The organism is Ameyamaea chiangmaiensis (genome assembly GCF_013376175.1).
Classification (GTDB): domain Bacteria; phylum Pseudomonadota; class Alphaproteobacteria; order Acetobacterales; family Acetobacteraceae; genus Ameyamaea; species Ameyamaea chiangmaiensis.
On sequence record NZ_JABXXR010000003.1, the window covers coordinates 49190 to 60772 of the forward strand.

General features: G+C 65.1%; 12 protein-coding genes and 1 pseudogene. 9 read left to right on the top strand and 4 right to left on the bottom strand.

Annotated features, from left to right (window positions below; all coding sequences use genetic code 11):
* The first annotated feature begins 280 nt into the window (after positions 1-280).
* The gene (locus HUK82_RS01055) at positions 281-1045 is read left to right on the top strand and encodes an aspartate dehydrogenase domain-containing protein (RefSeq protein WP_212647831.1); all 765 of its coding nucleotides are present in this window, start codon (positions 281-283) and stop codon (positions 1043-1045) included.
* Positions 1046-1348: 303 nt separating this feature from the next.
* On the opposite strand, the pseudogene HUK82_RS17640 reads toward HUK82_RS01055, so the two are convergent.
* The 3 genes and pseudogenes from HUK82_RS17640 to HUK82_RS01075 all read right to left on the bottom strand — a co-directional run.
* Positions 1349-1606, bottom strand: a pseudogene (locus HUK82_RS17640) (diguanylate cyclase); the annotation flags it as partial.
* 166 nt (positions 1607-1772) lie between these two features.
* Positions 1773-1970, bottom strand: a complete 198-nt coding sequence (locus HUK82_RS01070) for a hypothetical protein (RefSeq protein WP_176612174.1) — start codon at positions 1968-1970, stop codon at positions 1773-1775.
* A 153-nt stretch (positions 1971-2123) separates the two neighbouring features.
* Positions 2124-3059: a helix-turn-helix domain-containing protein gene (locus tag HUK82_RS01075; protein WP_176612175.1), complete on the bottom strand. Its 936-nt coding sequence runs from the start codon at positions 3057-3059 to the stop codon at positions 2124-2126.
* A gap of 246 nt (positions 3060-3305) precedes the next feature.
* Between HUK82_RS01075 and HUK82_RS01080 the strand changes: the two genes are divergently transcribed.
* From HUK82_RS01080 to HUK82_RS01115, 8 genes are all read left to right on the top strand, one after another.
* Positions 3306-4280 carry a thiamine pyrophosphate-dependent dehydrogenase E1 component subunit alpha gene (locus HUK82_RS01080; protein WP_176612176.1) on the top strand — a complete coding sequence of 325 codons (975 nt, stop codon included), beginning with the start codon at positions 3306-3308 and terminating at the stop codon, positions 4278-4280.
* A 15-nt stretch (positions 4281-4295) separates the two neighbouring features.
* Positions 4296-5324 carry an alpha-ketoacid dehydrogenase subunit beta gene (locus tag HUK82_RS01085; protein ID WP_176612177.1) on the top strand — a complete coding sequence of 343 codons (1029 nt, stop codon included), beginning with the start codon at positions 4296-4298 and terminating at the stop codon, positions 5322-5324.
* A 1-nt stretch (position 5325) separates the two neighbouring features.
* Complete coding sequence (locus HUK82_RS01090; protein ID WP_176612178.1) at positions 5326-6453, top strand: acetoin dehydrogenase dihydrolipoyllysine-residue acetyltransferase subunit; 1128 nt, start codon at positions 5326-5328, stop codon at positions 6451-6453.
* A 246-nt stretch (positions 6454-6699) separates the two neighbouring features.
* On the top strand, positions 6700-6951 hold the full coding sequence (locus HUK82_RS01095; RefSeq protein WP_176612179.1) for a hypothetical protein: 252 nt from the start codon (positions 6700-6702) through the stop codon (positions 6949-6951).
* 9 nt (positions 6952-6960) lie between these two features.
* Positions 6961-7140 (top strand): hypothetical protein, encoded by a 180-nt coding sequence (locus HUK82_RS01100; RefSeq protein ID WP_176612180.1) that lies wholly within the window; start codon positions 6961-6963, stop codon positions 7138-7140.
* Between the two features lie 27 nt (positions 7141-7167).
* Positions 7168-7902, top strand: a complete 735-nt coding sequence (locus HUK82_RS01105; protein ID WP_176612181.1) for a Hint domain-containing protein — start codon at positions 7168-7170, stop codon at positions 7900-7902.
* A gap of 264 nt (positions 7903-8166) precedes the next feature.
* A complete protein-coding gene (locus HUK82_RS01110) occupies positions 8167-8496 on the top strand; it encodes a hypothetical protein (RefSeq protein WP_176612182.1) in 330 nt (109 codons plus the stop codon).
* Between the two features lie 141 nt (positions 8497-8637).
* Positions 8638-9219 carry a ferritin-like domain-containing protein gene (locus HUK82_RS01115; RefSeq protein WP_176612183.1) on the top strand — a complete coding sequence of 194 codons (582 nt, stop codon included), beginning with the start codon at positions 8638-8640 and terminating at the stop codon, positions 9217-9219.
* A 69-nt stretch (positions 9220-9288) separates the two neighbouring features.
* Here the strand turns inward: HUK82_RS01115 and HUK82_RS01120 are convergent, their stop codons facing one another.
* Complete coding sequence (locus HUK82_RS01120; protein ID WP_176612184.1) at positions 9289-11454, bottom strand: TonB-dependent receptor; 2166 nt, start codon at positions 11452-11454, stop codon at positions 9289-9291.
* Between the last annotated feature and the right edge of the window lie 129 nt (positions 11455-11583).

Genomic DNA, 11583 nt, shown 5'->3' on the forward strand with positions numbered 1-11583 from the left:
GCACGACACGATGACCGACAGATCGGGCGTCGCGGGCACCCCGCCTTTACGATCGAGTGTACACTGTTCGGGCAGGCCCGGTCGTCAAGGCGGTGCGCGCGACAGACGATCCTGGCCGAGCGTGGATCCGGGCAGTGTGAGGATGTCGTCAAACGAGCGACCTTTCATGGAACGCTCCGCGCGTGAGACGGTGGGGTTGAAGACGATAGACAGGCAACGTTGTGAGGTGCGGCCGGTTCTTCGGACAGGGACTGTCCCATCGGGCGTGGGGAGAGATGAAATGCCTTTGTGTGTGGTGATCGGGACGGGCGCGATCGGGCGCCCGCTGATCGATGCCCTGCGTGCGGCGGGACATGACGTCATCGGGTTCAACCGATCGGGCAGCGATCGGGACGGCGTTCGTACGCTGGACGAGGCGTTGCGTCTGCGACCGGCGCTGGTGATCGAAGTCGCCGGGCAGGCTGCGTTGTGCGACATCGCCCCCCGGGTTCTGGCGGCCGGGATCGACGTGGTGGGGGCCTCGGTTGGCGCGCTGGCCGATACCGTCTTTCGTGCCCGTCTGCAGGCTTTCAGGACAACGACCGCTGCCAGACTTTTGCTGCCCCACGGCGCCGTCGGAGGGCTGGACTATCTGGCGACCGTGTCACGCGCGGCGGATCTGTCCGTGGTTTACACGTCGCGCAAGCCGGTGGCGGCCTGGCGGGACGAGTTGCGTCAGATGGGTCACGATGTCGACCATATCGGGAACGAGGTCGTTCTGTTTGAAGGGGACGCCGTGACGGCGGCACAGCGGTACCCGCGCAACCTGAACGCCGGGCTGGCTGTCGCACTGGCGGCCGGGCTCGACCACACGCGGGTAAGGGTTGTTGCCGATCCGACCGTGCGGGACAATACGCACGAGGTTCGGGTTCAGAGCGCGCTCGGCCATGCGCATTTTGAATTCATGAACGCGCCTGACCCGCGTAATCCGAAAACGTCGCGCATCACGGCGTTTAGCGTGGCGGCGCTGGCTCTGGCGCATCTGGAGCGAGCATCGGGCGGCTGATGGCGCCTCAGGCCGGTTCGCACGACGGGTCGGGGTGGGGCTGCGGCGCGCATCCACGACCGGCTGGTCATGGAGAAGGAACGCCGCAGTGCCGATGGCCGCTTGAAGGTCGCGCTGGAACTCCCGTCTCTCACGGAGGAGAGACTCCATGTTATTGTTGTAAACACCCTGACAAACACGACCGGTTTCCCTGGCACGGTACAGTGCCTGATCGGCATCGCGCAGAAGAATGTCCGGCGCTGTCCCGTATGATGGCGAAAACGCGATACCCACGCAGGCGCCGATTGTCACGGCGATCTCGCCGATCGCGTCGGTTTCGGCACGGCAACGTGGCATCAGGACAGCGAATTCGTCGCCGCCCGGACGGCAGACGCTGTCGTCTGGGCGCAGATGCGACTGGATACGCCGGGCGACCTAGTCGAGCACACAGTCGCCGGTCACGTGGCCGGAACTATCGTTGACCGGCCTGACGTGATCCAGATCGACATAGAGAACGACCGCCCTCGTTTCGCCCTCTGACACGGTGGTCCTATCGAGACGCTGTTCATTGAACAGTTTGCGATTTGGAAGCCGGTCAGCGGATCATGATGCGCGAGATAGATGATCCGGTTCGCGAGGTGACGTTGCTCGGTGAGGTCGTCAAGGGTGGGCAACCGACCGCCTTGTGGCAGGCGCCGGTGGCTGAGCGACACTGTGCGCCCGTTCAGGGACAGCTCTTCGACCCCGGTCATGCCCTCGATGGAGATGGCGGCTGCACGCGCTCCGCCTGTTCGGCGATGGTGACGTTCGGAATATCCAATGCTTTGTAATGAAATGTCGAAACGTTTCTGTCGATGGAGCCTGGTTTGAGGATAGCGCGTGTGACGCCCAGCAGCTCATCGCGCCGGGCGTCCAGCAGGACGAGCACTTCGTTGCGGTCGAACAAAAGCAGCCCTTGCAGAGACCGCTTTCGGACAGGGCCCTGGCGCGATCGATGTCGGTATAGAAGCGCGCGACGTTGCCGCCGATGATCCCTTCGTCCTGAGACCCCGTGAAGCGCCGTGCGCCGTCGTTCCCCGTTCGTAACGCGCGACGTCGGTCAGGACGGGGCCCCGAGCCCCAGCGCACGTATCTTGCGATGCAGGGTGGCACGACTGATCCCCAGCGCACGGGACGCCGCGGTGACGTTTCCTTGCGTGGCGGCAAGCGCCGTGCGCACCACCTGGCGTTCGGCGTCGTCGAACGAGGCGTTCGCCTGACCGGGTTCGGGGGCGAAAGCGCTGTCGGGCAGAGGTGCGCCGTCGCGGCCCCAGCCCATAAACTGGCGGGCGGCGAACGTGGCTCCGTTCACGCGACCGCCATGCTCGATGGCCAGAACCGGCGCGGAGCTGCCGCTTTCCTCGCCGATCATCACCAGCATGTGGGTGTCATAACAGGCACGGAACAGGCGCATTTCAATCCGGCGCGCCGCCTGGCTCAGGCTGTCGAGCAGAAGTTTCAGACAGCCGGGCGGCAGTTCCACGCCCATGGCGCTGATATCCAGGGCACCGACCAGACGCCCCTGCGCATCATACAGCGGGACCGCCAGACAGGTCAGGGCATGGAAACTCCAGCGCCAGTGTTCGCGGCCGACGACCAGAGCGGCCTTCTCCTCGGCAAGGCAGGTACCCACGCCGTTCGTCCCCTCGGTCGCCTCGTCCCAGACGCCCCCGGTCCACAGGTGCCACTTCCGGCAGCCGCGTTCGGTCTGCGCGCTGCTCTGGCGGGCGATGACCACGCCATGGGGATCGGCAAGAAGCACGGTGAAGCCCATGTCGCCGACCATGGTGATAAGACGCTGCATCTCGGGTAGTGCCGCCGACAGGAGGGGCCCCGCCCGGTCGCACAGATACCGGACCTCGTGACTGCTCAGCAGATCCGTGATTTTCCGCGTCGACGGGTCGAGGTGATATCGGGATTCGCACCGCTGCCAGGAGGAGGCCAGAAACGCGTTGGCCGGACTCCGGCTGGTGTGGGTGTGCAAGGTTGCGGACATCGGGACCTCAGGGCCTTCTCGCCCCCGCCGGGGCCGTTACAGCGCTCATACCAGCGATAGGCGGCGCATGCCTGTCGCAATTCCGCGACACCCCGGCTTTGAAGCTTCAATAAGGCGTGACTCCCCACCTGTGGCGCCTTTCCGGGGTGGCGCAGGCCGAGCTTGGATCGTGCACGCCGTCGGAGACAACGCGTTCGTCAGTGACGCGGGCCGGCCGGAACGAAGCAAGAAAACGGGGAGTCTCGTATGTCCACCCTGCAGATCAATCGGGATGTCATGGCCCGATCCTATCGCGCGATGCGCACGATCCGGGATTTTGAGGAACGGTTGCATATCGAATTCGCCACCGGGGAAATCCCGGGGTTTGTTCATCTCTATTGCGGCGAGGAAGCGTCGGGGGTGGGCGTGTGCGCAAACCTGACCGACAACGACACCATCGCCAGCACCCATCGCGGGCACGGCCACTGTATTGCCAAGGGCGTCGATGTGGGCGCGATGATGGCTGAAATCTATGGACGCAAAAGCGGTATCTGTGGCGGGAAGGGGGGGTCGATGCACATTGCCGATCTCTCACGCGGGATGCTGGGCGCCAATGGGATCGTCGGTGGTGGTCCGCCCCTGATCTGTGGTGCGGCGCTTTCGCACAAGCTGCTGAAAGACGGCGGTGTCGCGGTTGCGTTCTATGGGGACGGTGCCTCAAACGAAGGCACGACGCTCGAAAGCCTTAACTTGGCGAGCGTCTGGCACCTGCCGGCCGTGTTTGTGGTCGAAGACAACGGCTATGGCGAGGCGACGGCCGCCAGCTATGCCGTGGCAGGCACGCAGAAAGCGCGCGCGGCCGGCTTCGGCATGGAATATTTTGAATGCGACGGCACTGATTTCTTCGACGTCTACGAGGTGGCCGGCAAGGCGATCGAACGCGCTCGCCGTGGCGAGGGCCCCTCAATGGTCCATGTCCATCTCTCGCGCTGGTATGGTCATTTCGAGGGTGACTCGATGAGCTACCGCAAGTCCGAGGATGTTGCCGCCGAACGTCGCGACCGCGATTGTCTGGTCAAGTTCCGCAACCGCACGACCGAGGCCGGCCTGTTCACCGCTGACGAGCTGGATTCCGTCGATCAGGCGGTGCGCGACGAGATCGAGTTGTCGGTGCGCAACGCCAAGGCGGCTCCGATGCCCGAGGCGCCCGACCTGCTGTCCGACGTTTATGTTTCCTACTGAGCGGGATACGACATCATGAGCAAGAAAAGCTACCGCCAGGCGATCAACGAAGCGCTGCGGCAGGAAATGCGGCGTGATCCGCGCGTCGTCCTGATCGGCGAGGACGTGGCCGGCGGCCGTGGAGGATCAGCGGGGAACAACGAATCCTGGGGCGGCGTTCTGGGCGTTACCAAGGGATTGTACACCGAATTCGGCCCTGACCGGGTGCTCGACACACCGATCAGCGAGGCCTCGTACATCGGCGCTGCGGCAGGTGCGGCGGCTACAGGTCTGCGTCCGGTCGCTGAACTGATGTTTGTCGACTTCATCGGCAGCTGTCTGGATCAGGTCATGAACCAGATGGCCAAGTTCCGTTATATGTTCGGGGGCAAGGCGCGCACCCCGCTGGTCATCCGCACCATGTATGGCGCGGGCTTCAGCGCGGCGGCACAGCACAGCCAGGCGCTGTATCCGCTGTTCACGCATATTCCCGGCCTCAAGGTCGTGGTCCCGTCCTCGCCGTACGAAGCCAAGGGGCTGCTGATCGAGGCGATCCGCGACGATGATCCGGTGATCTTCTTCGAGAACAAGGTCATGTATGACGACGAGGAAGAAGTGCCCGACGAGATGTATTCCATCCCGTTCGGCGAGGCGAACCTGACCCGCGAGGGCGGCGACGTGACGCTGATCGCCATCGGGCGCATGGTGAAGCTGGCCAACGAGGCCGCCGACCGCCTGAAGGCCGAGGGCATCGGCTGCACCGTGATCGACCCGCGCACGACATCGCCACTCGACACCGCGACCATCCTGGAATGCGTGGCCGAGACGGGCCGGGTCGTTATCGTCGATGAATCCAGCCCGCGCTGCGGTATGGCGGCTGACCTGTCGGCCCTGATCGCCGAGGAAGCGTTCGCCGACCTGAAGGCGCCGATCCGTCGCGTGATGCCGCCGCACACCCCGGTGCCGTTCGCCAGCACGCTCGAGTCCCTCTACGTGCCCGACGTCAACCGCATCATCTCGGCGGTTCGGTCCGTCGCGCCTCAAACCGCCGAAAGGGTCGCCTGACATGGCCGACACCATTACCCCGATCGTCATGCCCAAGTTCGGTCTGGCCATGACGGAGGGCAAGCTTGCGTTCTGGTCCGTGGATGATGGAGACACGCTGAAGGTCGGTGACGAAATCGCCGATATCGAGACCAGCAAGATCACCAACGCCTACGAAAGCCCGGTCGATGGTGTCCTGCGCCGCAAGGTCGCGGCGGCGGGCGACACGCTGCGCGTCGGTGCGTTGATCGGTGTCGTGGCTCCGGCCGACGTGTCTGATGCCGACATCGACAGCTTCATCGAGACGTTCCAGTCCACCGCCGTCGTCGAGGATGACGAGGGCGCGGTCGCGACGGTCACCGAACCCACGCAGATCGACATCGGCGGCCAATCCATCCGTGTGTTGGACCTGCATGGCCCCGACGGTGTGCCGGTGCTGCTGATCCACGGATTTGGCGGCGATCTGAACGGCTGGCTGTTCACCCAGCCGCCGTTGGCCGTCGAGCGTCGGGCGATCAGCTTCGATCTGCCTGGTCACGGCGGTTCGGACAAGACCGTCGAGGACGGCAGCAAGGAAGCCCTGGCGAAGGTGGCGCTGGGCGTTCTCGATGCGCTGGGTGTCGACAAGGCGCATCTGGTCGGGCATTCGCTCGGCGGTGGGGTAGCGATCGCTGCGGCCGCCGCCGCACCGGAACGCGTCGCGTCGCTGAGCCTGATCGCACCGGCCGGATTGGGTTCGGAGATCAATGGCGACTTCATCACGACGATGGCCGAGGCGACGCGCACGCGCGACATAGAAGCCGGGTTGCGCCCACTGTTCGCCGATCCCGGGCTGGTCAGCCGCGACATGGTTCAGGACATGCAGCGCTTCAAGCGCATCGATGGCGTGACAGCGGCACTGCGCGCCATTGCGGCTGCCAACTTCCCCGACGGCCATCAGGCCGACCTCACACGGTCCAGGCTGGAGGAACTGTCGGCCCCGGTCCAGATCATCTGGGGCGAGGCCGATGCGGTCGTGCCGGTGGCCCAGTCGGCCGACCTGCCCGATCGTATCGCGGTCCATGTTCTGGCCGGTGCCGGGCATATGCCGCAGATGGAGCAAACGGCTGCGGTCAACAAACTTCTGATCGCTTTTCTTGCCGCCCATTGAGTAGACCACACGCCGCGCTCGCTGCTTAGCGGACGCGGCGTTCGTGTTTTCGAAAAGCCCCAGTTCAGACCGATTGAACCATCACGCGTCGCCAGTTCACCAGCCTGTCGGTCATGAGCGATGCGACGCTGGTCATCACTGCGCAGACATCGGGCCCCGGCTATGCCTTTGCGACGCAGGGTTTCGAGATTCGCGGCAACGGCGCGATCGTCGTCGACACACCGTCCAGGGGTCGAACTTGGCGGTGTGAACGAGATCGAAGGCACGCTGACGATCCGTAACAACGACGGTAACGTCGTCCTCGATTCAACGCGCCTGAGCGGGTCGGGCACGCTGGTGCTCGACAACGCGACCCTGGGTTCGGCGGCCGAGCCGATCCGCGTCGATCTCGGCCAGATCCAGATGACGGACGGCAGCACGCTGTATACGGGCTACCACGCCGCCGGGACCGAGATGTCGTTCGACAACAGCGACAACACCGTCGTGTTCACGTCCTAAGAAGACGCGGTGTCGACGCGTTTCGACAACGTGTCGGACAAGACCCATTTCGCCATCGTCGCGACCGACGGCGTGGCGCCCGCCTCGGGCCGCTATGTCGATAACGGCGACGGTTCCTACAGCATGGTGGTGACGTTCACCAACGGCAAGACGCTGACGATCAGCGACATCCACATGGCCGAGGGCTAACAGCCCCAGGGCGTCGTGTTTCATCAGATGTCGAATGGAACATGGGATTTCGATACAACGGTCACGCCGGCGACGTGCTTTCTGTCCGGGACGCGCATCCGGACCGCGCGTGGAGAGGTCGCGGTTGAGGACATCCGTGTCGGCGACCAGCTCGCGGTTCTCGACGCGTGCGACGCTTTCCGCCCGGTGGTGTGGGTGGGTCAGCGCATGGTGCGCTCCAACCCGCGCAAGCCCCTGACCGAGGCCGGATATCCGGTACGGATTCTGGCCGATGCCTTCGGCGATGCGCGCGGCCGAGAGGGGGCTGGCCGCATCCGCGCCTGTTGCGGTGACAGCCGATCCGGCTCTGGTCGTGACCACGCAGGCGGGCACCGTGCTTCGTTCGGTGCACGTGCGCGATGGGTACGTGGTCTTCGCGCTGCCTGCTGGTACGGACAGCGTTGTTCTGCACTCGCGCACGCGCGGCCGGCTGATGTGGTCGGCCCGTTCTGCGACGATCGTCGCGCGCTTTGCGTGCTGGTCGGGGCGGTGCGTGTGTGGGAGCAGGAGGCGATGCACGTCGTCGACGCACACTGCACGCAGGCCGATCTCGCCGGCTGGCACGGTGTCGAGGCCGCACCGATGCGCTGGACGGCGGGGCGTGCGGTTCTGCCGCTGGGTCGCGCGTTTGACACGGACGGGATGCTCAGCATCGAAATCGTGACGGCGGGCCCGTATTGCGCCGATGAGGATGAGACCGGCGCCGAGGCCCGCGCCTCCTGATCGGGCGCCCTGTCGCCCGAGGGCGGGCAGCGATAGTCGTGAAGAAGCCCGGAACACCACCTGTTCCGGGCTTTTTTCGTGCCGGCCGCAGAGTGGCCTTCCCGCACGAGCCATGCGGCCCGCGAGGGATCTCCGTGCATGGACCGGTTGGCGGTGCTCGCAACCGCGTATTGCGGAAGACGTTGACGCACTGTTCGATGCGCGGCGGGAGCAAACAGGCATTACCAGTCTTACCGTCGCGCGTCCCAAGCGGGGAACGAGTGCATGATCTTTAGAAAAACCCTTTTGACCCTGGCTGCGGTAGCGCTGATGCCGACGGCGTTTGCCTGGGCGCAGGCGGACTCGCAGCCCAGCGGGCAGGTGCCCACGGCCGAGAGCGCGGCACGGGCCCAGGGCAAGTCGCCGGCGTCGGCGCTGGACCATGGCAAGCGTGTGACGCCATCGACGCGCAACAAGGCGTGGCGGCAACTCAAGAGCGAACAGCGGTCGCCCACACCCGCCGCGCCGATGACCGCGAACCAGCATGAGGTATCGCGCAGTGACGCGGAGCAGGAGGCCGGGCACACCCTGCCGGGGACGCCGTCCGGCAACTAGGCGGCGACGGGGGCGGGCTTCTCGCCCACCCCTGTTTCTTTCAGAAAATGCAAGTCATTTGCAACGGGTATAAAAAATCCATCCTTTTAATGAACCCGTGGGCGTTCACCGCATTCATCTCCTGAACGAAGGAGAGATAACATGCCTGACACCGCCGTCCGCGCACATACGAAGCCCGACGCATTCCTGTCCGATGTGACGACCCTGCGTGAGCGGGCGCGCAAGAGCCTCGATAATGGTGCGGTGACGCCGACCTACGAGGGTGACAAGGACAAGGCGATCGAACTGCTGCAGAACGTGCTGGCGACCGAGATCGTGTGCGTGCTGCGCTACACGATGCATTCCATCTCGGTCGAGGGGCTGAGCAGCCAGAGCGTTGCTGAAGAGTTCGCCGAGCACGCCAAGGATGAACGCCAGCACGTCATGGCCGCAGCCGAACGCATCGACCAGCTTGGCGGCATCCCCAACTTCAACCCGGAGGGTCTGGCCAGCCGCTCGGCCACCGAATATGGACAGCCCGGGACGTTGGTGGAAATGGTCAAACAGGACCTGATCGCGGAGCGGATTGCCATCGATCATTATCGCGAACTGATCCGCTATTTCGGTGACAAGGACCCGACAACCCGAATCATGCTCGAAGGTTTTCTGGCCGACGAGGAAGACCACGCGACCGACATGCATGACCTTCTGGTCTCGCATGAGGGACGCCCCTTCCTCGACTGACCGATTGACGCCTGATCAGGCGGGATCGGTAAAAGCCGCGCGGAGACCTCTCCGCGCGGCTCTTGCGCGTCAGAAAGATGCCGTCAGGCTGACATTGAACGAGCGCCCCATGCCCGCGACCGGCGAGAGTGCGGGATCGGCCCGGCCGGTGCCCAGATAGAGGCCGCCCAGCGGGAGGTCGTATTTCTGGTTCAGAACATTGTCGATCCCAGCGTCAACCGTGACATTCCGCCAGCGATAGCTCCCACCAAGGCCAAGGAGGGCATAGCCCGGTGTGCGGCTTTCGGCGCGCAGCCAGTCGACGGTGCCTTTGGCCTTGACGAACGTCATCTCCACCCGGCCCGTCCACCGGCCCTTTACCTCGTGCAACGCGATGGAGCCATTGGCCGGCATCTGGTGATAGAGGCCCGAATGGCTGACGAGATCCTGCCCGCGTACCCAATTCAGGTTCGCCGTGATGTGACCGGCGCCAAGGCGGTCGCTGCTCCACAGATGGGCTTCGACCGAATTGTTGATTCCATAGCTTTGGGCGTTGTGATTCACGAACTGAAGCGTCGCGAGACCGCTGCTGAAGGTTCCGATCCGTCGCACGTTGATGTAGTCGTGGGTGTACGTGAAAAACGGCTGGACCTTTACCGACCACATCCCTGCGTGAGGATCGTGCCAGTCGAACGTGACGCTGGCGGTGTTTGCGACCTCCGGCTTGAGGGCGAGATTGCCGACATAGCCATTGCCGTCGCCGAACCAGCCGATCATCTGTGTCGCCATGCTGCCCATCCCCCACGCGTAGCGTTCATACAGGTTGGGCGAGCGGGTCTTGCGCGCGTAGCCGCCCTCGATGGACAGGTCGTCACGCGGGGTCCAGCGGGCGGTGGCCGTGACGTCGAAATTCACGTCCGTTCGCCCGCGCGCGCTGGCGTTGAAGCGCTGGGCGGCCGCGGCGTCGGCGGCGGACATCATGCCGGTCCACGAGTACGGGGCGACCGGCCCGGTGTTCATCATCACGACGTCGTTCCGCAGGCCAAGCTGCGTGGACAGGTGCCGGGTCCAGCGCGCGTTCCATTCGATGTAATGGCCCAGCCGATCGCGGCGGCCGTCATTGATGGTGTGGAATGTGCCCGGCCCCATCATCATGCTGCCGGTCAGGGGCGGCCACCAGTCGTTCAGCCCGTTATGGTCGAACGAACTGCCCAGCCCGAGCGTATGGCGGCGGCCCAGCGGTATCGTGGCCTTGAGCGCATAGCCGGCGGTGCGCTCCTGCGTGTTCATCGGCATACCGGTGGTGTCCGAATGGCCGCCCTTGTCGCCCATCATGTTCATGGCGTGGTCGACGCGCTGCCAGAAGCCCCGCGCCTCCAGCGTGCCCCAGCTGAAATCGCCGGTATACTTGCCGTTGACGTAGGTCGAACGGTTGTTGGTCATGTCCATGTACTGGTTGGGAAAGCCCTCGTACGGGATGTCCTGCTGCCCGACGGTCACGGCCAGCTGGTGATGCTCGCGGCGCAGTCCGAGGGTCACGGCGTGGTTGAAGGTCAGATAGCTCGTCGAGCGCACCTGCCGCCCGTCGCCGCCTTCGCGGTAGTTACTGGCATGGGCGTAGGAGCCGGTGTAGCGCAGGCTGACCCGTTCCCCGGCGACGGTGATCGTGCCCGAGGCGCCCGAGCCACCGCCGTTGCTGCGGTAGTCGCCGCGCACATGGCCGCTCACCAGAAGCTTGCCGTCCGAGGCGAAGAGCGGATCGCGCCGCTCGACCTTGATCGTGCCGCCGATGCTGTCGCCGCCGTCGCTAACCGGGGTGATCCCGGCGAGCGCCTCGGCGACCGAGACGCTGTCCGGATCGACATAGGACAGTGCCGGATTCATGTGATTGGGGCACGCGGCGGCGATACGCACGCCGTCGACCAGCGTCGCGACGCGATCATCGGCCATGCCGTTGAGCACCGGCAGGGCCGACACGCCGCCCGCGTTGTAGGTGCTGAAGCCCAGGGCGTGTCTGAACAGGCCCGTTGCATCCGGGTTGCCCGGCTGGGACCGGCGCTCGCCCGTTACGGTGATGCGTTCGATCGCGTCGGGGGTGCCGGTTGTCGACATGTCCGCAGGGTGATCGGCGGACGGAATGGGGGTCGCATCGGCCCCGCGCGCTGGCGCGGCCGCAAGCCCGAACAGGCCGACAAGCAGCACTGAACGAGCCGTGACGCGCACGCGGGGCGTGTGCGTCGGCTGGGAAGAAGGCATGAAGAAGCGTCCTGAAAAGCGGTCTCTGTCGGATCGCGCGCGGCGCGCAATCAATGAGGGCAGGTCAGGAGCGGGATGGTGGCCCGCGGCCGGGCGGGCGGTCACGCAGGGCCCGAGGGGGGGCGCGCG

Bases quoted from the DNA above. Each gene is read 5' to 3' on its own strand.
- HUK82_RS01075 (WP_176612175.1), bottom strand. From the start codon at position 3,059: ATGTCCGCAACCTTGCACACCCACACCAGCCGGAGTCCGGCCAACGCG.
- HUK82_RS01105 (WP_176612181.1), top strand. From the start codon at position 7,168: ATGTCGAATGGAACATGGGATTTCGATACAACGGTCACGCCGGCGACG.
- HUK82_RS01110 (WP_176612182.1), top strand. From the start codon at position 8,167: ATGATCTTTAGAAAAACCCTTTTGACCCTGGCTGCGGTAGCGCTGATG.
- HUK82_RS01120 (WP_176612184.1), bottom strand. From the start codon at position 11,454: ATGCCTTCTTCCCAGCCGACGCACACGCCCCGCGTGCGCGTCACGGCT.
- HUK82_RS01090 (WP_176612178.1), top strand. From the start codon at position 5,326: ATGGCCGACACCATTACCCCGATCGTCATGCCCAAGTTCGGTCTGGCC.
- HUK82_RS01115 (WP_176612183.1), top strand. From the start codon at position 8,638: ATGCCTGACACCGCCGTCCGCGCACATACGAAGCCCGACGCATTCCTG.
- HUK82_RS01080 (WP_176612176.1), top strand. From the start codon at position 3,306: ATGTCCACCCTGCAGATCAATCGGGATGTCATGGCCCGATCCTATCGC.
- HUK82_RS01055 (WP_212647831.1), top strand. From the start codon at position 281: ATGCCTTTGTGTGTGGTGATCGGGACGGGCGCGATCGGGCGCCCGCTG.
- HUK82_RS01085 (WP_176612177.1), top strand. From the start codon at position 4,296: ATGAGCAAGAAAAGCTACCGCCAGGCGATCAACGAAGCGCTGCGGCAG.